Genomic DNA, 21,789 nt, shown 5'->3' with positions numbered 1-21,789 from the left:
AATTAGATTCTGAATTGAGAAAGGACGCTTTATGCGTCCTTTTTTATTGGTCTGATTTTTTATGCGGAAGATGAGAAATATATTGTAGCCCGACTAATCGTGACACGATTAGGGCCAGATACATTACACCAAAAAACATCTGAATCATCGTAATCATTCTGGCAAAGGGACTCACAGGAATCGTATCCGCTAATCCTGTTGCTGACTGCAACACTAAAGCTTAAGAATAACAAATCTAGCCAAGGCTGATAGGCTTGCAAATCCGGATCAGCAAAACTATAAGGAATCAGTAACTGGCAAATACTATAAAGAAATGCAAATCCCCATGCCATCAGGGTAAAAGCTGCCCCAGCTGCAAACAATTCATCTTTAGTTAGATAACGATCGTGAAACATATAACGTAATAGACCATAAGAGGCACTAAAATAAGCACCTGCCTCAAAAGCATGGACAGTAATCAGCACCCAAATCTGTTTTACACCCAACAATACTAATGATGAAAAAAACAAGGCTCCCATAACAAAGCTGAGTCCTAAGAAGGTAAATACCGGAGTCTGCCGGATGACCTTGGCAATCACTAGTAAAGCCAGTACCCCCAATACCCAAGTTGCTGCCCGGTAAGGTGCATATTCATAAGATAGGACTGAAAGCACCAGAATGATAAACTGCAGACACAGCAGCCATGCCGAAGGCAGGCGCTTAAAGGTGTTCCAGCACATGAGCAGAGTTCGTTTCATGCAGTCCTTCTTATTGTTTGTCCTGCCTAATTGGCATTTTATTGTTATGTATCAATAAACTTAGCATGCAATCGGAGAAGTCGTGAAAGTGATCTTGTATAAAAATGATATATCTCAAAAAAGCATCTTAATGCACATGCTACACAGGGAAAAGGAACGTATTCACGTCCCTTCTCTTTCGGTAAATTCCTCAACAGAATTAACGCACCATACTCAGGAAATGCAGATGACGTTCGTACTGGTCTAGAATATCCTGTAACAGGTCTTCGCGGGTCCAATCCATCACATCATAGTTCTGACCACCTTCATTCAGAAATACCTCAGCCTGATAATACTGAGGGGCTTCCTCTTCCGGGGTTGGCATAAAGCTCGGTGGCAAGGTCTTGCGTGCTACCACCGCATAGACAAAATTGGCTTCATCCTGATGATCTACCCTTATGGACAGCCCATTTTCAATTTCATCAATTACAGCAGAATGCTGACGGTGCTGAAATTCTTTCTGGATACTCAAAAATGCCTGCCGCACATCAGACTGGATATAGTCGATAATCTCCTGCTCGCTATGCGGATAATGCATGATTAGGCCTAGACGTTGTTGCCAGCTACGTGGATTATGAATCGCACGTGGGGTAATTCGTGCCACCTGCAAGGCCTGCATTTTGGTCACTTCCAGATGCAGTGCTTTAATGAGGCCCCAACTGATCAATAGCATAATCAAAGTAAAGGGCAAGGCACTCAGCATGGTGGCGGATTGCAAAGCTGCCAAACCACCTGCATACAGCAAGATAATTGCCAATAATGCCATAAGCACCGTCCAGAACAGGCGCTGCCAGGTTGGAGATTGATCCGATTTTGCAGTCAGATAATCAGTGACCAGTGCGCCAGAATCGGCTGAAGTGACAAAGAACAACATGATCAGCAAGGTTGCCAAAACACTCATGATAGAAGAGAAAGGCATGCCATGTAGAAACTCGAATAATGCAACGGATGAATCGCGCTGTACTGCCTGCATTAGTCCAATATTGGCTTCATGGATAATGCTATATAAGGCACCATTACCCATAAAACCCATCCAGACCACGGTAAAACCGGATGGAATCAGCAAAACACCAACGATAAATTCTCGAATCGTACGACCACGTGACACCCTGGCAATAAACATTCCCACAAATGGCGACCAGGAAATCCACCAAGCCCAGTACATGATGGTCCAGCCCCCAATCCAGCCAGTTGGCTGATAGGCCTGCAGATTAAAGGTCATACTAAACAGCGCTGACATGTACTGCCCAATATTCTGAATTGTGGTCTGCAGCAGATAAATCGTCGGCCCAGCAATAAATACAAACAGCAACAAGATCACTGCCAGCACAATATTCAGTTCAGACAAGCGTTTGATGCCTTTATCCAGACCAAAAAATACGGACAGGGAAGCCAGGATACTGACCACAATAATCAGGATGACCTGTACGGTAATGCTCTGTTCAAGACCAATCAGATAGTTCAGACCGGAGTTAATTTGTGTCACTCCAAAACCCAAAGTCGTCGCGACCCCAAACACTGTACCAATGGTGGCAAAGATATCGACACTATCCCCAAGCGGGCCATGAATGCGTTCACCAATGAGAGGATAAAGTGCGGAACGGATTTTTAAGGGCAATTCATGCCGGTAGGAAAAATAAGCCAGCGCCAGACCTACCAGTGCATAAATCCCCCAGCCATGCAGTGCCCAGTGAAAGAAAGTCACACGCATGGCCTGCTGTGCAGCCTCAATGGTCTGTGGCTCACCAGATGGCGGGTTGACATAGTGCATCACCGGTTCAGCCACACCAAAAAACATCAGGCCAATCCCCATGCCGGCCGTAAACAGAAAAGCAAACCAGGAGCCATTGTTATAATCCGGACTACTATGATCCGGCCCCAGTTTGATCTTGCCCATATCAGACAGGGCAATATAAGCCAGCAGTATCAGGAAAATCGCGACAGAGAGTACATAGAACCAGCTAAATGACGTCGTCACCCACTGATTCAGCTGCTTGGTCATCAGGTCAAAGGAATCCGGTACCAGAAGCACCATGGAAAGAAATAATCCAATGATGATGACGGTGGTTAAAAACACACGTGGATTCACATTGGAATACCAGGATGTGGGTTTGGAAGACATATCCACTCCATTTTTGCTTGTTTTAATAGATAGACCACATCGGCCCGAAAGGCATTACCCACAAGAATAGATAGGTAAAAAGAACGCAGTTTGAATACATTTCAAAACTAGAAATCTAGGATAAGTGATTGTTATTGTTCATTAGGTTGTATTCCTGTTCCCTTCTCGTAACAAGCTAAAAAGAATTTTTGAATAATAATGCACTGAAAATGAGATGAAAAAAGACGATTGAACTAGGGAAGAAAATCTAATGATCGGACAATAAAAAAAGCCCCTAAGGGGGCTTTTTTAGGGCAACTCGATCTTAGTGATCAGATGCACCTGAGATACCAATACCTGTTTGTGAGCGTACAAACTGTGCATCGAATGCTTTGCGTTCAGCCTGCGCACTTGCAGAGCTATCAGTTACTGAGAACAACCAGCAGCAGAAGAATGATAATGGCATTGCAAAGATGGCTGGACCATTGAATGGGTTGATTGCTGTTTCAGCAATGCCCAGCGTATCTACCCAAACTGCTTTAGACAGTACGATCAGAACGACTGCAGTCACCAGACCAACGATACCGCCAATCACCGCACCACGCGTTGTTAAGCCTTTCCAGAACATGGATAAAACCAGTACCGGGAAGTTTGCACATGCTGCAACCGAGAATGCCAGACCTACCATGAAAGCAACGTTCTGTTTCTCGAACAGGATACCCAGAATCATCGCGAAGATAGCAAGACCAAGAGTCGCGATCTTAGACATACGCAGTTCAGATTCAGGCGTGGTTTGACCTTTCTTGAATACGTTCGCGTACAAGTCATGTGAAATTGCTGAAGCACCTGACAGGGTCAGACCCGCTACAACCGCAAGAATGGTTGCGAATGCGACTGCTGAAATAAAGCCCATAAACAGGTCACCACCCACTGCATCTGCAAGGTGAACCGCCGCCATGTTGTTACCACCTACAAGCTGTAACTTACCTGTAAGTGCCATTTTTGCAACATCCAGGAATTGCGGGTTATTCGCAACGTACAGGATCGCACCAAAACCGATGATGAATGTCAGCAGGTAGAAGTAACCAATAAAGCCTGTTGCAACCACAACTGATTTGCGTGCTTCTTTCGCATCTTTTACGGTAAAGAAACGCATCAGGATGTGTGGCAGACCGGCAGTACCGAACATCAAAGCAAGACCAAGAGAAATTGCATCGACCGGGTTAGAGGCTAGGCTACCTGGACCCATGATTTTGGTTGCATCAGCCAGGTTCAGGTCATGCACTTTTGAATAAACGCCAATGGCCTGCTCAAACATGTTAGTGAAGCTGAAACCTACACCTTTCATGACCATAAATGCCATGAACGTTGCACCAGACAGCAGCATGACTGCTTTAATGATCTGTACCCAGGTCGTTGCCAACATACCACCGAAGATTACGTAAGCCATCATTAGCAGGCCAACAATCACCACAGCGATGTTGTAGTTCAGACCGAAGAGCAGCTTGATCAACTGACCTGCACCGACCATCTGTGCGATCAGATAGAAGGCAACCACGACTAATGAACTTAGTGCTGCCAGGGTACGTACCGGTTTTTCCTGCAAGCGGAAAGACACTACGTCAGACAGGTTGTATTTACCTAGGTTACGCAGACGTTCTGCCACCAGGAACAATACGATTGGCCAGCCTACCATGAAGCCCAGGGAATACAGCAACCCATCGAAACCGGACAGGAATACCATCGCGGAAATACCAAGGAAGGATGCGGCGGACATATAGTCACCCGCAATCGCCAGGCCATTCTGGAAGCCAGAAATACCACCACCGGCGGTATAGAAGTCTTTAGCACTGGTAGTCTGCTTTGCAGCCCATTTGGTAATAAATAACGTGGCACCAACGAAAATCACAAACATGATAATCGCGTTCCAGTTGGTCGCCTGCTGTTCTGCTGCACCCAGATCCGGGCCAGCCATTGCGATGCCTGAGCTGACTGCCGCTGCAGCCAGGGCGATAAGAGAATTCCATTTCATCTTAGTGTGGTCCTTTTTCATGAGCAATCGCTTCAACTTCGCGCACCGCTTCTTGGTTCAATTGATCAAGTCTGTTATTGGCAATATAGGAATACACACCGCACAGAACAAATGACAGAACAATAATGCCTAGACCCAATGGGATCCCCCACGTGGTCACACCGCCTGAAATGGAAGACAATAGAAATTCTTTGTTGTAGCCTACCAGCAACATAAAGCCGACATAGACAAACAACATGATGGCTGTTAAGGTCCAGCTCAGGTTACGCTTTCTGCGCACCATTTCTTTGAATTTGGGATTCTGTAGAATTCTTTCTACCTGCACCTCATCCATAATTACACTCCTGTAGCCCAACCTTGGGCCTGCTATTTTTTAATTCGAATTATCACCCCATCAAATTAGCAAGCTTGGTCACTGGTTGTAATTTAGACTTTGGTCGTTAAAAAATGATCAATGTAAGCCCTGAAGTGCATGATGCTGTATCATAGCGGCATGCTCGATACATTTAAGGCTATATGAATAGTTGGCTCATCATCGGGGTCCTCACCCTCTATATCGCATTACTCTTTATCTGCGCTTTCTTCGGAGAAAAACACGCGAGTCGCTTGAGTACTCGTGGGCGCATGTTATTGTTTAGCTTAACTTTAGGGGTTTACTGCTCGTCTTGGACCTTCTACGGCGCGACTGGAGCAGCGGTCCGTGAAGGCATCATTTTTCTGCCAATATACTTGGGTCCATTACTGTTTGTTGCCATCGGTTATGATATCTGGCGACGTCTGGGACGGGTTCGTCAGCACCATGCGATTTCCTCCATCGCCGACTTCGTCGCTGCACGTTATGGCAAGAGTGGCCCGCTCGCTTCGCTGGTCACGATTCTGGCCGTCATTGCGATTATTCCTTACCTGGCCTTGCAGTTACGTGCCATTGCCTTAAGTGCCTCCGTGATTTTAGAACCTACCGGTGGGATTGCCAGCACGACCAACAGCGTGCTGTTCCTGACTGGTGTACTGGCGATTCTAGCGATGATTTTCGGTACCCGGCAGATTGCCAATACCGAGCAGCATGGCGGTCTGATGCTGGCGGTGGCTTTTGAATCTTTCGTTAAGCTATTTGCCTTACTAGCCGTCGCGGGCTTTTTTGTCTTTGCTGAACCGAGCAATATTACCCAGATCAGCACTGACATCCGTAGCACTTTCCACGATGTGCAAATGTTTGGGGTACCGGAAAGTTTCTGGGTACAAACCCTGCTGGCTGCTTTGGCAATTATCTGTTTGCCACGCCAGTTTCACGTGGCTGTAGTCGAACTCCGTGATGAAAAACATATCCGTGGTGCGCGTCGCTGGTTTGCTATCTATCTGATTTTGACCACCATCGCGATCGTTCCAATTGCCAGCTGGGCACTACATGCTGCCCCACATTATCTGGCGATTCCGGATGTGGCTGTACTGTCATTGCCGCTCAGCTATAACCAGGACTGGCTCACATTACTGGCCTTCCTTGGCGGTTTCTCGGCATCCACCGGTATGTTACTAGTGTCTTCTGTGGCGCTGTCGATCATGCTCAGTAATGACCTGATCATGCCGGCACTCTGGCGTACAAACCTGATTTCACGGCATGACAAACGTCTACCACTGGTACTGAAATTCACTCGCCGTGTCTGTATTCTGGCCGTAATGCTGTTGGGCTTTCTGTTCTATAATTTCTTTAATGATATCGACCAGCTGTCCGTATTCGGTTTACTGGCCTTCAGTGCGGTAGCGCAATTCGCCCCTGCCCTGATTGGTGGACTGTACTGGCGTGGTGGCAGTAAACAGGGGGTTTATGCTGGTCTACTGACTGGTTTCGCACTATGGGCCTATACCCTGCTGTTGCCGACCATTCTGCGTAGCCTACCGGAACCATTCCAGCAGTTTAGTCAGGATTTTCTGAACTTCGGTCCATTCGGCTGGAACTGGCTACGTCCAGAAGCCCTGATTGGCTTTGAATCTTTCAACTCCCTGACCCATGGCGTGGTCTGGTCGCTGGGCCTGAATTTGCTACTGTATGTCTGGGTGTCACGAATTTTCCGTCCAAGCGTGGCGGAACAGATTCAGGCAGAAAGTTTTTTCTATTATGAAACTAAGCCATTGCCATCGCAGAGTCCAAGCACTGATGTCAGCTATTCCCATCAGGATGTCGCGCGTCTTAAAGTCGGTGACCTGATTACCCTGGCCAAACGCATTACCGGTGAAGAACCAACCATGCGCGCATTCCAGCAGTTCTGTAATCAAAATAGTGTCGAGCTAAATGAAAGCAGTAGTGCCAATGGCATGTGGTGGCGTTTTACCGAACAGTATCTGGCGGGAACCATTGGCGCCGCTTCCGCTCGTACTCTGCTAACGACCGCGATGGTGAATAATGGTCTGGCACTCGGCCAGGTCGCCAACATTCTTGACCAAGCTTCTCAATGGCAGCGTTTTAACCAGAACCTGATCATGACCATGATCGACCACATGACCCAAGGGGTCAGCGTCGTCGATGAAAACATGTGTCTGGTGGCCTGGAACAACCAGTACCTGAAGCTGTTCGATTATCCAAAAGATATTGTTTATGTTGGTTGTCCGATCGCAGATCTGATCCGTTATAACGCTGAACGTGGTGAATGTGGTCCAGGTTCAGTGGAAGAACACGTGCGTAAACGGATTCACTGGATGCAGGTCGGTAGTGCGCATGAATTCGAGCGGATCCGTAAAGATGGCCGTGTGATCCAGATGCGCGGGAACCCAATTGAAGGTGGTGGTTTCGTGACCACCTTTGCCGATATTACCGCTTTCCGTGAAAATGAAGCAGTGCTGGAAGCTCGCGTGCGTGAACGTACCCAGCAGCTGGCTGATGCTTTATCGGAACAGCAACTGGCACGTGAACAAGCGGACAAAGCCAATATGTCCAAAAGCCGATTTATTGCCGCCGCCAGTCATGACCTGTTACAGCCAATGCATGCCGCGCGTCTATTTAGTACCGCTCTGGAACAAAGTGTGCAAAGTGAAGAAGACCGCAAAACCTTGCAGCAACTGGATCGTGCGCTGCATGGCGCAGAAAGCATGCTCTCTGCCCTGCTGGATATTGCGCGTCTGGAAGGCGGTACCATTCAGCCGAAACGTCAGGCCTATCCATTGCATGACCTGCTCAGCGATCTGGAACTGCAATTCAAATCGATTGCAGCCCAACGTGGCATCAAACTGAGCGTACATGATGCCCAGTTCTGGATTGATACCGATCCACAGTGGATTCGCCGGATTATCCAGAACTTCGTCAGCAATGCCCTGCGTTATACCGCACGCGGTAAAGTCGTGGTCGGCGTGCTGCGTTCAAGTAACCGACCGAATCATATCCGTATCGGGGTCTGGGATACTGGTCCGGGTATTGCCGAAGAACAGCGCATCAAGCTGTTCCAGGAATTCGAGCGCTGTGGTCATACCTCACCTTGGGGTGAACAGGGTTTGGGCTTGGGTCTGGCCATCGTACAGCGTATGACCAGCATGCTGGACTATCCGGTACATGTCTATTCTGAACTCGGCAAAGGTTCCTGCTTCATGATTGACGTACCGCTGACCGAGGCTCCAAAAGTCGTACCAGCACCGGTACAGGCGGTTCCGCTGAAATCCAAAGCCTTTAAAGTCCTGTGTCTGGACAATGATGAAACCATTCTGGAAGGCATGTCGACCCTGCTGACCAAATGGGGCTATGAGGTATTTAAAGCGACTGAGCCAGAACAGGCACAACAGCTAATCGAGCAGGAAAATATTCAGGTCTGGTTAGTCGATCAACACTTGAATAATGACAAGCGTGGTCTGGACTTCATTATGGCCAATCGCCAAAATGATGTGCCAGTCGCCTTGATTACTGCCGATTCTGATCCGGAACTGCCACAACAACTAAAAGATTTAAATATCGTGCTGCTGAAAAAGCCGCTGAAACCAGCCTCTCTACGTTCTTGGTTATCCGGTTTAAAAATTTCAGATCGCTAAGATTATTGATACTGTGGATTGCCTGTTTTACCTAGTGTAAAACAGGCATTTTTATTGCAATTGTCACAAAAAATTTCAATATTTGCCTAATTTTCAAAGTTATAGGCCAAAAGCATCAAAATCAGACTAAAAATCCGGCTATGGATTGGCTAAAAATATCATTTTAAAAATCACTATGGCAAAACCTCACCATTGTTGCTGTCAACGTGTGTAAGCTTGGTTAAAATTTTGTAAGTTGTTATTTTTAATAAACTAATAATATCTTAAGGTCATAATTTGAACTTTAGTCGTACTTTCCTAACCCAGGTTTTAACCCTGAAAATAGGAATTAAGAAACGATCAGTTTCAACCATGTCGATCACCCTCATCCCCCATGGCAGCTGATCAGTTATTACTGCATAAAGGATGACGAATTATGAGCTTAGATATTATCCCTGACATCAATCAGAGCCGACAGTTTCACCGTCAGTATGGTGCCAATGCCATGCTGCCTGAAATCAACTGGATCCAGCTGTTTAAATACAGCAAGCTGAATGAAGCTCAGGTCGAAGCGCTGGAAACCTTATATCAGTGTGCTGTTCCCCTCGCCCTGCAGGTGTTTGATGAACTGCATTTTGATGTATTTGAACCACATGCCTATAAGCCACAGGGCTTGGGTCTGTTCGAACGTCTGGCCGAACAGGAAGACAAACTGATCCAGTCTTTAGAAGAAGCATCAGTTGAACTGAGTGAACACACTCGTCACCAAATCTGGAGTATGTTGCTGCGTGGCGGTGCGGTACTGGTATTCAAAGCTTGGCTGGGCAAAGTCAAAACCGGTGAAGACCAGCTGGATACCAACCATTTTGATGAGCTGTCAGAATTGCTCTTCATTAAGACTTCACCACACGAACTGGCAGAACGCCTGCGTGTGGAACCAATGGCGGACTATGACCATGTGTTCCTGATGTATGGCAATGACGTATATCTGGACCGCTTCAACAGTCTGGAAACCGCAGCGCTGTTTGTTGATCTGGGTGTATATGATGCCGCTTTCCTGAGTCTGCGTGATGACCGCGTGGCAGAATACTTAATCGATAAAGGTTATGTCACCCAAGAACAGATTGATGAATTGCAATGCGCGCTAAATCCATTGTTCTGTGCGGATCTGACACCTAAACAGGATTGCATTGCCTAATCACTTCTATATAGGCAATAAAAAAGACCTCGCTTGAGGTCTTTTTTTGTCGCTTGAGAAAGCTCAGATTTTCTTTTCTTCAATATTCAATGCATTGATCGCCAGTACCGCCTGGGTACGGTTCTGTACACCCAGTTTACGGAAGATTGCCGTAACGTGTGCCTTAATAGTTGCTTCAGACACATCCAGTTCATAGGCAATCTGTTTATTCAGCAAACCTTCAGCCACCATCATCAGTACACGGAACTGTTGCGGTGTTAAAGACTGGATTCGCTCAGCCAGTGCCGTTTCATCCGCAGCACGCGGGTCAAAGTTCATGTTGGCAACCGGCAGATTTGGTGGTAACCAGATTTCGCCTTCCAGCACTTCACGAATCGCTTCACCAATATGGCTTGGATGTGCTGATTTTGGAATATAGCCCATTGCACCGTGTGCAATCGCACGCTGGATAATGCTGACTTCTTCGTGTGCCGATACCACAATAATTGGAATCGAAGGATATTGGGCACGCACGTGAACCAGAGCAGAGAAACCAGAAGCCCCTGGCAGGTTCAGGTCGAGTAGCACAAGATCAGGTTCAGGGCCATTCTCGAGGCGTTCATAGAATTCATTGACGGCAGCAGTCTCATGGATTTGAGCTTGCGGCAAGCTATAACGAACGGCTTGAATTAAAGCATGACGAAACAGGGGATGATCATCAACGATTAAAATATTCATAGGACCTGAGGAGATCTTGTGCACGGTGACTCTATTCTAACCACACTCGACACTTTTGGGATATGCAAGACTGTACAATTTTTAAAAATAATGCCCAGTTTTGCTACATAAAAGCCAAAATTTCCCTATTTCAGTAATTCTTGAATTCTCAGCATTTTTTTATATATGGTTTATCTACTGCTAGAAAAGCTTATTAATATTGAATATAAGTTGAAATATCAAAATATTAGCAACTTGTATCCTGACAAGAACCAAGCAAATTACTTATATATAAAAATGAGATAACTTTTCTGATTTTCCTTATTTTACACTGCTAAGCCCATTTTGGATTAATAGGCTCATTCCGAGACCAACCGAATTTTTAGGTTCCAAAATGTCAAATCAAGATCTACAAAAACCACTGAATATCGTTGCCGTTTCTGGTGGTTTAAATAATCCATCTAAAACTGAAGCACTGGTTCAAGCCATTATTGATGAGCTGGGTGAAGCAACTCCAATCAATGTTCATTTCATTAAATTCAGTGAAATTGCTCACCTACTGGGTGGCGCAATCTACCGCAACCAGTTGCCACAACGCGTTCAGGACGACCTGGCAGCTGTGGAAGCTGCTGATGCGCTGATCGTGGGTACTCCTGTTTACCGCGCATCCTTCACTGGTCTGTTCAAGCATTTCTTCGACTTCGTAGAACAAACTGCGCTGGTGGATGTGCCTGTACTGTTAGCCGCTTCTGGTGGTAGTGACCGTCATGCACTAGTGCTTGAACATCAATTACGTCCATTGTTCAGCTTCTTCCAGGCGCAAACACTGCCAATCGGTGTATATGCAACCGATCGTGACTTCACCCCTGAATACACGATTCACAGCGAATTATTACGCGCTCGTATCACACTGGCTGTCGCACGTGCATTACCAATCCTGGAATGGGCACCAGCTAAAGGCAAACGCGCTGAAGTGATCAAGGAAAAGTCAGAACAGGCCAACCAGAACTTGGGCATTAATAAACAGATCGAGCAGGAAGAAGTATTGCCTTCAGCAGCAGTACCGAGCCTGGATGCAGCAGAGTCTCGTTTACACGGTAACAAAGCGCCAAAAACTCAAGTGGCTTAATAAGGCCACTTCTTCTAGAGGGTGAAGAAGAATGTCAAATAACAACAATATTACATTTGCATATTGGGTTCCAAACGTCAGCGGCGGTTTAGTCGTCAGTGACATCGAGCAGCGTACCGACTGGAGCTACGACTATAACGTGCGTCTGGCACAAACGGCGGAAAAGGCAGGCTTTGACTATGCCCTGACCCAAATCCGTTTTACCGCGGGCTATAACGCAGAAAACCAGCATGAATCAGTGAGCTTCAGTCACGGTATTCTGGCGAAAACTGAACGACTGAAAGTCATTGCTGCGATTCTACCGGGTCCTTGGAAACCGGCACTAGCAGCGAAACAGCTGGCAACCATTGACCATTTAACCAATGGCCGTATCGCAATTAATGTTGTCAGTGGCTGGTTTCGTGGTGAGTTTGATGCGATTGGTGAAGAATGGCCTGAGCATGATGAACGTTATGCGCGTTCTGAAGAGTTCATTCGCAGCCTGAAAGGTATCTGGACGCAAAACAATTTCAGTTTTGACGGCAAGTACTACCAGTTCAAGGACTACACCTTGAGTCCAAAACCAGTACAAAAGCCGCATATTGAAATCTTCCAGGGCGGCAGTTCCCGCGCGGCGCGCGACATGGCATCACGCGTATCGGACTGGTACTTCACCAATGGCAATACCCCAGCAGAGCTGAAAAAGCAGATCGATGACATTCGTGAAAAGGCCAAAGCCAACAATCACATAGTGAAAATCGGTGTGAATGCCTTCATCATCGCCCGCGATACCGAAGAAGAGGCGCAAGCGGTTCTTCAAGAGATTATTGCCAAAGCCAATGTGCAGGCGGTGAAATCTTTCAGTGACGCGACCCGTGAAGCCGGTGCAGCAACGGCGGAAGGTGAAGGCAACTGGGCTAAGTCCACTTTTGAGGATCTGGTACAGTACAACGATGGTTTCCGTACCAACCTGATTGGCACGCCACAGCAGATCGCAGAACGTATCGTTGAACTGAAAAAAATCGGGGTTGATCTGGTACTGTCTGGCTTCCTGCACTTTATTGAAGAAGTGGAATATTTTGGCCAGAAGGTGCTACCGCTGGTCCGTGAACTTGAAGCACAGCAGGCAACGGCGGTGCAACAAGAAGCTGAGCTCGTATAACGATTCCAATAATTCTCAGCGGACTCCATTCACTCCCCTAAGGCTCGGCTTAGGGGATTTTTTTATTGGAAAATCAACCGAACCAGTAGAACCCTAGCCGGATGCTACTTTCCCACCTACAATGTGATGCAACTGCAAGAATAGAACTTTGAACCATGTATACCGGTATTGTCCAAGGCCTGGAAAAGGTCGTAGAAATTCGTAAAGGCGATGGTTTTATCACCATCATCGTCAGTGACCAGCAAGGCTTCTTTGATGATGTGTTTATCGGCGCCAGTGTCGCGGTGAATGGCGTGTGCCTGACTGTGACCACCATTGACCGTGAAAACCAGCAGATTCATTTTGATGTGTCTGATGTCACCCTCAGCCTGACCACGCTGAAATCCCTGCAAGTTGGTGATGACGTCAATATTGAACGCTCAGCCAAGGTTGGTGCGGAAAATGGCGGCCATAACCTGTATGGGCATATTGAAGGGATGGCCAAAGTCACCCAGATCGAGCATCGTGGAGAAACCCTGCATATCGACCTGAAAATTCCAGATGGCAATATCAAATACTTCTTCCTGAAAGGCTTTATTGGGCTGAATGGCTGCAGCCTGACCGTGAACCGGGTTGACCGTGCCAAAAACGAGATTTCGATTGACCTGATTCCAGAAACCTTGCGCCTGACCACCTGGAAATCCGTTCAGGTCGGCGATGAAGTCAATTATGAAATTGACCAGATGACCCGTACCCTGGTGGATACGCTGGAAAATATCCATTTAGCCAAAGGCTGATTTCTTAAAGGCCGAGTAAGAGAATGCTCGGTCTCTATCTCGTTAATACTTCTCTACTATTTCTATCCTGCCAGATTGCCTAGAATGCTTGGCATCGTATTTTCTTTAGAAAAATGCCATGTATCTGATCTGGTTCCGGAACGACTTACGCCTGCATGACCATGCTGCCCTGTGGCATGCTACGCAAAGCAGACAATGTTTGGCGCTGGTCATCCTGTCGCCTGAGCAATGGCAGCTGCATCAGGATGCACCGATCAAGATTGACTTCTATCTGCGCCGACTCAAAATCCTGAAACAGCAACTTGAAGAATATAATATTCCCCTTCTGATTCTGAAAATTTCACGCTGGGAAAATATTCCAGAACAGCTTTTAAATCTTTGCCAACAGCTGCAGATCACTGCCCTGCATTGCAATATAGAAACCGGTGTCAATGAACAGCAGCGTGATCAAGCAGTTGAACAATTGTTGCAACAGCATCAGATTAATTTTGAAAGTTATGAAGACCGCACCCTGTTTCCTTTAGGCTCGATCCGCAATCAGAGTCAGCAGCCTTATCAGGTGTTTACCGCGTTTAAAAAGAAATGCTATGAACGACTGATTATCGATGTGCCTTCCTGCTTTCCAAAGATTGAAGCCCAGTCCAAGTTACAATTCGATTTTTCTAACTTTGATTTTGACTTAGATGCTTTTGCGCAAAATTATCGGCAAGAAGCTACCAGCCAATATTGGCCGGTTGAAGATCAGCATGCTTTTGAGCTACTGAACGAATTTATAGATGATCGGCTAGAGCTCTATAAAACTGATCGCGACTTTCCAGCCGTGGATGGTACCAGCCAGTTATCACCCTATTTAAATATCGGTATCCTTTCGATCCGGGAATGTGTCCAGGCTTTATTCGCTTCTTCTCAAGGTTATTTTCAGCTTAAAAATGAAGGCCAGCAGACCTGGCTGGATGAACTACTCTGGCGCGAGTTTTATCAGCATACCCTGCATGACTTTCCCAAAGTATCCAAACATCAGCCCTTTAAAGACAATACCAAAGCCATCGCGTGGCGAGAGGCACCTGAAGATTTAGAAGTATGGAAATATGGAAAGACCGGTATTCCCATTGTCGATGCCGGGATGCGCCAGCTGTTGGCAACTGGCTGGATGCATAATCGGGTGCGTATGATCACCGCCATGTTCCACACTAAGAACCTGCTGATCGACTGGCGACTGGGTGAAGCTTGGTTTATGCAACACCTGATTGATGGTGACCTTGCTGCTAATAATGGTGGCTGGCAATGGTGTGCTTCCACCGGCATGGATTCTGCACCCTATTTCCGGATTTTTAATCCCGTCAGCCAGTCCCAGAAGTTTGATCCTCACGGGGGCTATATCCGCAAATGGGTACCGGAACTAGCGCATCTGGACAGTAAAAGTATTCATGAACCTTATGCCAAAAATCCAGACTTAGAGCTGAATTATCCAAAGCCAATTGTCGATTTAAAGCAGTCCCGAACCCGGGCCATTGAAGCCTTTAAAAATCTGTAATCTAATTTTGAGTTAAATCATAAAAGAATATTGGAATGAAAGAGGTGGCATGGATGCCACCGTTTCCCATCATGACATGGATGTCATGTATGGGAAACAAAGGGCTTTTGCTGCTTTTGGCCCGTCAAAAGCAGGACACTGCCTAAACAACAGTTATTTGATGAATAACGGTATGTGAGGCTGTGCTATCATTCAAATGGTTGTTTAAGAATAAAAACTTGGATCAGGTACTTTACCGGTCAGCACCCATTCCCCCACTTCCTGATATTTATAATCCACCGGATCATGCAGAGTCTGGGTGCGCACATTGCGCCAGAAACGGTCCAGATTCAGCTTGGCTGTGGTGGCACGTGCACCCATCACCTGGAAGATATTTTGGGTAATATATAGTGAGGTATTGGTTGCGGCGATTTTAGCAGTCGCAATCGCAATCGATACTTCACCACGCTGTTCGGCATTCAAATCAGGACCAACCTCCCACGCTTTTTGCAAAGTCTGAATCGCTTTATTAGCCAGAAGGCGAACGCCTTCTAGCTGCACATAGAATTCGGCGAAATGCTTTTGGATAAATGGATCATTGGCTGCATTTTCGACCAATGACTTCGACCAGGCTTTCTGGGTTTGTACGGTCTGTTTCGCGACTTCAAAAGCTCCTTCAGCTACACCCAGGAACATATGTACAAAGATCAGTTGGGCAATCAATGGACGTAAGCTGGAATACGGGGTACTCAGTGGACCTGGATTCAGCAACAATTCATCTTCATGGATTTTCACCTGTTCAAAATGGCTGGTACCGCTATCGGTCTGGCGTTGCCCCATATTGTTCCAGTCACCGAGGAAACTCACTCCTTTACGCTGGGTTGGAATTACGCCAATCAACAGCTTGCCTTCGTCGTTATAGCCGGAACAGAGCAAAATATCGGAATCCATTGAGCCGGAGCAGAAGCTTTTGTCCCCATGGAAAATATATTCTTTCTCAGAAATCTTTGTCGCTGTAGTGCGGCGATCCAGCGGATTCAGGGTGTTGCCCCAGAATAGATTTTCTCGAGCAGTGTGCTCAAACCATTTGCCATATTGTTCTGGTTGAGAAAACAGCTCGACTGTCGCGATCAGCAGATGATGGAAGCCATAGACATGCGCCAGTGAACTGTCGACGCGTGCAATAATCTGGATAGTCTGATAAATCGTCTCCCAGTCTGCACCCTGCCCGCCATATTCCTTGGGAATCGACAGTCCCAGCAATCCGCTCTGACGAATCAGATCGCGTTGCTGCTTAGGATTGCCGCCCTGTTTGTCACGTTCAGCCGCGGTCAGGGCAAACTGATCTGCCAGGGATTGGGCAATATCCAGCGGAGATTGATCCAGGTATTGTTGTCGCGCATTCATTATTGTGTACTCATTTCAGCTCTCTACAGCATGTCAGAAGCTTAACAGATCAAACTTCCAGGCTATATCCGAAAGCATGCAGAGCTTATTAATGATATAAAAATACCGGCTGATCGTAGCCGGTATTTAATTGAATTTAAAATATTTAAGCTTTTCTTTGCACTTCAGCAATCAGGTTATCGACTACCTGTGGTTCGGCTAAAGTCGAGGTATCGCCAAGGCTATCCAACTCATTCGCCGCTATTTTTCTCAAAATCCGGCGCATGATTTTGCCAGAACGGGTCTTCGGTAATGCCGGTGCCCAGTGCAGAGCATCCGGGGTCGCGACCGGTCCAAGTATCTTACGTACCCAGGCCACCAGCTCAGCACGCAACTCCTCTGCGCTTTCCGTACCAGCCTGCAGCGTCACAAAAGCACAAATGCCCTGTCCTTTGATGTCGTGCGGCATACCGACTACAGCCGCTTCAGCAACCGCTTCATGTGCCACCAGTGCACTTTCAATTTCCGCCGTACCCAGACGGTGTCCGGATACATTCAGCACGTCATCAACACGGCCGGTAATCCAGTAATAACCATCTTCATCACGGCGCGCGCCGTCACCGGTAAAATAAGTCCCCGGATAAGTCGAGAAATAGGCCTCAATAAAGCGTTCTGGATCCCCCCAGATGGTGCGCATCTGACCTGGCCAGGAATCCTTGATCACCAGATTGCCTTCGGCTGCACCTTCCAACTCCTTGCCTTCAGCATCCACAATCGCAGGCTGAACCCCAAAGAATGGTCGTGTCGCTGAACCGGGTTTCAGATCCGTTGCACCCGGCAATGGTGTGATCATGAAACCACCGGTTTCGGTCTGCCACCAGGTATCCACGATCGGACAGCGGCTTTCGCCTACAACACTGTAGTACCAGTTCCAAGCTTCTGGATTGATCGGCTCACCCACCGAACCGAGTAGACGCAGACTGCTGCGGTCACTTTCACGCACGAAAGCATCGCCTTCACGCATCATGGCGCGAATCGCAGTTGGCGCGGTATAGAGAATAGTGACATTGTGCTTGTCGACGATATGCCCGGTACGTGCCCAGGTCGGATATTGCGGCACACCTTCAAACATCAGGGTAGTGGTACCATTAGACAGTGGACCATAGAGCACATAAGAATGCCCAGTAATCCAGCCCACATCGGCAGTACACCAGAACACATCATCCTGTTTAATATCAAAGACTTCACGGAAACTGCAGTTTACATAAGTGAGATAACCACCGGTGGTATGCAGCACCCCTTTCGGTTTCCCTGTTGAACCTGAGGTATACAGGATAAACAGCGGATCTTCCGCATTCATCGGCTCTGGCGGGCAGATTTCATTCACGGTCATGATTTCCATGTGATACCACAGGTCACGACCTTCCTTCATTTCAATCGGGTTACCAGTCCGGTGGACCACGATCACGTTCTGTACCGACTCAGTTCCTGGCAATTTCAGTGCTTCGTCCACATTGGCTTTCAGTGGAATCTGCTTGCCGCCGCGCATACCCGAGTCTGCAGTAATCACCATTTTCGCCTGACTGTCTTCAATTCGGCTGGCCAATGAGTCTGGAGAGAAACCACCGAACACGACACAGTGCACCGCACCAATACGGGCACAGGCCAGCATGGCTATCGCCGCTTCAGAGACCATTGGCATATACAATACGACGCGATCACCTTTTTTAATCCCGTTCTTTTTCAGTACATTGGCAAAGCGGCAGGTTTCATCATATAGCTCATGAAAGGAAATAATCTTGTGACGGGAGGGATGGTCGCCTTCCCAGATAATCGCCGGCTTATACGGATGTTCTTTCAGATGTCGATCCAGACAGTTGGCACTCACATTCAGCTGACCATCAGCAAACCACTCGATCTTGAAATTGTCTTTATCAAAACTGGTATCTTTGACTTTGCTAAATGGCTTGATCCAGTCGAGGCGCTGAGCCTGTTCGGTCCAGAACACATCCGGCTCTTCAATAGAACGTTTATAACGTTCAAAATATTCAGCCTCGGTGGTCCGTGCGGTTTTCTTGAATTCTTCTGGTACAGGATAGATCTCTTTCATTCTTTACTTCCTTGATCTTCTTCCATCTCATCACGAGAGGTTCATGCCACTTTATTGATTGTTTTTTATGCATAATCGCAGTATGAACTGCTTATTTCAAGTTGGACAATCATGCTTTGGTCGTATTCTGATCAATCCATTTAAAACATAGCTTTACAGGCGAATCCAACATATTCCTGTCTAATTTTCGTATCTCATAGTCCGATTTAATTCTATAATAGTGCTGAATTTTTATACTTTCATGCAGACAAAAATGCCTGCCTGTTCCGACTGGATTACTACTGGCTCAGCCCATGAACTCTAAAGATACTTCGCCCTTTTTCTCCCGCCCTCCGGCGTCCGCCAATGACAATCCGCTGTCACTGGAAGGCCGCTTTGGCCGTCTCAGCTTTATCGGCTGGTACGCTTTCCTAAATATCATTTTCTTTTTTGCTTCGATTGCCTTAAGCCTGGTTAGCGGTATGTTCAGCCTGACCACCTTGTCGCTAGATAATCAGCAGGTCGTAAATGCCGTGACCGGTCTAGGAGGTCTGGGGTACCTGTTGCTGGTGGTGTTCTATATCTATTTTTATATTGTTGTGGTGGCACGCCGCCTGCATGACTTAGATAAATCCGGCTGGCTGATGTTGCTAATATTGATTCCAGTAGTAAATATTTTCTTTATTTTTTATCTACTACTGGCGGCTGGTACACCGGGACATAACCGTTTTGGGCTACCACGTCCGGCTGCGGTCTGGGAAAAAATCTTGGCCTGGCTGATGATTCTGCTCACTGTACTCAGCCTGTTTGCGGCCAGCAGTGTGGTGTCCTTTATGATGGGCAGCGGTGAGCTGGAAAGCCCGCAGGAAGTGATCCAGAAAGGCACAGAATATTTTTAAACTTATGTTAAGTTTTGCTACCACCCGCAAGGGCTGTGCAACTTTCTATTAAGTTCACTGTAAAAATCAAGCAAAATAACGCGAATTTTTTAAAATCGGGATACTCGTGGCTGAAAAAGAAAATGCTCTAAACCAGGTGACTGAAGGGACAACTGAACTGTTGCAACAGGCAACGGAAAAAACCGCTCAGACCGTCATTGAGCACACGGCAAAATATAACGATGCGTACTCAACCGTCGATAAATTTATTGAGGCATTCTGGGAGCGCCTGCCTTATATCTGTATCGCTCTGGTGATGTTCAGCATTTTTTATCTGCTGTCGAAACTGTTTAAACTATTTGTGCGCAAAGCCATTAGTGAGCGCAGTTACAGTAAACAGAATCTGGTACTGGTCCTGAACCGTGTCGGTAGCTCCGCAATTATTTTTATCGGCTTCCTGATTGCCATGGTTATCGCCATTCCTGGCTTTACGCCAGGCCAGCTGATGAGTGCCTTGGGGATTGGTTCGGTGGCAATCGGTTTTGCCTTCAAGGACATTTTCCAGAACCTGCTTTCTGGGGTACTGATCCTGCTCGGTGAACCGTTCAAAATCGGCGATAGCATTATTGTTTCCGGCATGGAAGGTACCGTGGAAGACATTCAGATCCGTGCAACGTTCTTACGCTCACCCGATGGTCGCCGTATCGTGATTCCAAATGCAACTGTGTATACTAGCGCAGTAACCGTGAATACTGCCTATCCACACCGCCGTTGCCAGTTTGTGGTCGGTATTGGTTATGAAGATGATGTACAAAAAGCCAAAGACATCATCATGGCGATTCTGGATAAAGATCAGACTATTCTTAGCCAACCCGCGTTTAGTGTGAATGTGACTGAACTGGCTGACTTCTCCATTAATCTGACCGTGACTTGGTGGGTAAATACGGATGAATCGACTATCGGTAATTCGGTCAGTACCGTTCAGGAACATATCATCCAAGCCTTTGCTGAACATGACATTTCCATTCCATATCCGGTACAGGAAGTGAAAGTCTATCGTGGTGGCGGCGAAGATGTCTCAGCACGTGCTAAACATACGACCTAAGACATAAGGAATTACCGTTTCAGTACGGATAATACGGTTGCCAAGGCTCACTGCCTGGCAGCCGTTTTTTATGAGCAGATCCACCTCATACGGAATAAAACCACCCTCTGGACCAATCACTACCGTACACGGATGCTCAATCGCATAGGGCATTTTATTGTCGGTATAAGGATGCGCGACATAGGCAGGTCGCTCGGTACTGATCAAGGTAGGCAGCACATCTTCGACAAAAGGTTTAAAGCGTTTATACAACTCAATCTGTGGGGCAATAGTGTCCCCTGCCTGTTCCAGCCCGAGTTGTACATAATGATCCAACTGCTGCAAAAATGGCGTCTGCCAGTAACTTTTATCCACCCGATAGCTATGCAGCAAGATGATCTTTTCTACCCCTAATGTCACAGCATCCATAATCAAACGGCGTAGCACTTTAGGCCGTGGTAAAGCCACAATTAAAGTTACTGGCAATTTGGCTGGAACTCGCTCTTCCTGCAAGGGTTTTAACCGAACTACTTTTTCGGTGATCTCGACAATTTCTGTGAGATAACGTTTTCCCTCCCGAATCCCGACTTTCAGTGTATCCCCCACTTGAATCTCCAGATGCTGTTGTAGATGCTCCAATTGCCGCTTGGAACTGATTGACCACAGCTCAGATTCAGTTTGGCGGGGATCAAGAAGGACGATATTCATAAAGGAATTAAAACCAAAATAGAAAGAAGGTTAAGTTTCTGAATCATAAAACTAAGATTATAGGCAAAGCGAACCACTAGATTCTTATAAATACGAATTCAATTAAACATTTGCTACCAGATCGGCGACAGGGATGTCGCCCGCGGTGCTGGCTAGCGTATTTTTTAAAAGCAGTGCTTTAAAAAATACTCAGGAAGTACCTTCAGTGCTGCAAAAGATTTTTGCTACTTTTCATCTCTGAAAAGTAGAGAATTCCGACAAATGATTGAAGAACTTATCCTGTAAAATTAGGGTA

15 protein-coding genes and 1 pseudogene are annotated in these 21,789 nt (G+C 46.8%); 8 read left to right on the top strand and 8 right to left on the bottom strand.

Going from position 1 to position 21,789, the window contains the following annotated elements:
* Nucleotides 1-43 precede the first annotated feature (43 nt).
* The 4 genes and pseudogenes from GW12_RS14025 to GW12_RS14010 all read right to left on the bottom strand — a co-directional run bounded on the left by GW12_RS14025 (nt 44) and on the right by GW12_RS14010 (nt 5,243).
* Nucleotides 44-737 (bottom strand): annotated as a pseudogene (locus tag GW12_RS14025) (ion channel).
* Nucleotides 738-936: 199 nt separating this feature from the next.
* Nucleotides 937-2,898, bottom strand: coding sequence for a choline BCCT transporter BetT (locus GW12_RS14020; protein ID WP_034588717.1), 1,962 nt, complete (start codon nt 2,896-2,898; stop codon nt 937-939).
* A gap of 304 nt (nt 2,899-3,202) precedes the next feature.
* Nucleotides 3,203-4,909, bottom strand: coding sequence for a cation acetate symporter (locus GW12_RS14015; protein ID WP_034588716.1), 1,707 nt, complete (start codon nt 4,907-4,909; stop codon nt 3,203-3,205).
* 1 nt (nt 4,910) lies between these two features.
* Nucleotides 4,911-5,243: a DUF485 domain-containing protein gene (locus GW12_RS14010; protein ID WP_034588715.1), complete on the bottom strand. Its 333-nt coding sequence runs from the start codon at nt 5,241-5,243 to the stop codon at nt 4,911-4,913.
* A gap of 182 nt (nt 5,244-5,425) precedes the next feature.
* Between GW12_RS14010 and GW12_RS14005 the strand changes: the two genes are divergently transcribed.
* Together GW12_RS14005 and GW12_RS14000 are read left to right on the top strand one after the other, a co-directional pair.
* Nucleotides 5,426-8,917 (top strand): PAS domain-containing hybrid sensor histidine kinase/response regulator, encoded by a 3,492-nt coding sequence (locus GW12_RS14005; protein ID WP_034588714.1) that lies wholly within the window; start codon nt 5,426-5,428, stop codon nt 8,915-8,917.
* A 415-nt stretch (nt 8,918-9,332) separates the two neighbouring features.
* Nucleotides 9,333-10,094 carry a hypothetical protein gene (locus GW12_RS14000; RefSeq protein ID WP_034588712.1) on the top strand — a complete coding sequence of 254 codons (762 nt, stop codon included), beginning with the start codon at nt 9,333-9,335 and terminating at the stop codon, nt 10,092-10,094.
* A gap of 63 nt (nt 10,095-10,157) precedes the next feature.
* Here the strand turns inward: GW12_RS14000 and GW12_RS13995 are convergent, their stop codons facing one another.
* A complete protein-coding gene (locus tag GW12_RS13995; protein ID WP_034588710.1) occupies nt 10,158-10,811 on the bottom strand; it encodes a response regulator transcription factor in 654 nt (217 codons plus the stop codon).
* A 373-nt stretch (nt 10,812-11,184) separates the two neighbouring features.
* On the opposite strand from GW12_RS13995, the gene msuE reads away from it, so the two are divergent.
* The 4 genes from msuE (at nt 11,185) to phrB (ending at nt 15,370) form a co-directional block, all read left to right on the top strand.
* Nucleotides 11,185-11,919, top strand: coding sequence for an FMN reductase (gene msuE / locus GW12_RS13990; protein ID WP_034588708.1), 735 nt, complete (start codon nt 11,185-11,187; stop codon nt 11,917-11,919).
* Between the two features lie 31 nt (nt 11,920-11,950).
* Nucleotides 11,951-13,060 (top strand): dimethylsulfone monooxygenase SfnG, encoded by a 1,110-nt coding sequence (gene sfnG / locus GW12_RS13985; RefSeq protein WP_034588706.1) that lies wholly within the window; start codon nt 11,951-11,953, stop codon nt 13,058-13,060.
* Nucleotides 13,061-13,215: 155 nt separating this feature from the next.
* Entirely contained in the window at nt 13,216-13,836 is a 621-nt protein-coding gene (locus GW12_RS13980) for a riboflavin synthase (protein ID WP_034588703.1), read from the top strand.
* Nucleotides 13,837-13,954: 118 nt separating this feature from the next.
* Nucleotides 13,955-15,370 (top strand): deoxyribodipyrimidine photo-lyase, encoded by a 1,416-nt coding sequence (gene phrB, locus GW12_RS13975; protein ID WP_034588701.1) that lies wholly within the window; start codon nt 13,955-13,957, stop codon nt 15,368-15,370.
* A gap of 204 nt (nt 15,371-15,574) precedes the next feature.
* Here the strand turns inward: phrB and GW12_RS13970 are convergent, their stop codons facing one another.
* Together GW12_RS13970 and acs are read right to left on the bottom strand one after the other, a co-directional pair.
* A complete protein-coding gene (locus GW12_RS13970) occupies nt 15,575-16,756 on the bottom strand; it encodes an acyl-CoA dehydrogenase family protein (protein ID WP_034588698.1) in 1,182 nt (393 codons plus the stop codon).
* A gap of 145 nt (nt 16,757-16,901) precedes the next feature.
* Complete coding sequence (gene acs / locus GW12_RS13965; RefSeq protein ID WP_034588694.1) at nt 16,902-18,845, bottom strand: acetate--CoA ligase; 1,944 nt, start codon at nt 18,843-18,845, stop codon at nt 16,902-16,904.
* 293 nt (nt 18,846-19,138) lie between these two features.
* Here acs and GW12_RS13960 point away from each other — a divergent pair, with 293 nt between their 5' ends.
* A complete protein-coding gene (locus tag GW12_RS13960) occupies nt 19,139-19,723 on the top strand; it encodes a DUF805 domain-containing protein (protein ID WP_034588692.1) in 585 nt (194 codons plus the stop codon).
* A 106-nt stretch (nt 19,724-19,829) separates the two neighbouring features.
* Complete coding sequence (locus tag GW12_RS13955; RefSeq protein ID WP_034588690.1) at nt 19,830-20,807, top strand: mechanosensitive ion channel family protein; 978 nt, start codon at nt 19,830-19,832, stop codon at nt 20,805-20,807.
* Here GW12_RS13955 and GW12_RS13950 read toward each other — a convergent pair.
* Nucleotides 20,781-21,494, bottom strand: a complete 714-nt coding sequence (locus GW12_RS13950; protein ID WP_034588688.1) for a 16S rRNA (uracil(1498)-N(3))-methyltransferase — start codon at nt 21,492-21,494, stop codon at nt 20,781-20,783. The genes GW12_RS13955 and GW12_RS13950 overlap by 27 nt on opposite strands.
* Between the last annotated feature and the right edge of the window lie 295 nt (nt 21,495-21,789).

This window comes from Acinetobacter sp. HR7 (assembly GCF_000773685.1).
Classification (GTDB): Bacteria; Pseudomonadota; Gammaproteobacteria; order Pseudomonadales; family Moraxellaceae; genus Acinetobacter; species Acinetobacter thermotolerans.
The sequence above is the reverse complement of the archived record's forward strand: the minus strand, read 5'-3'. Positions and strand labels throughout refer to the sequence as shown.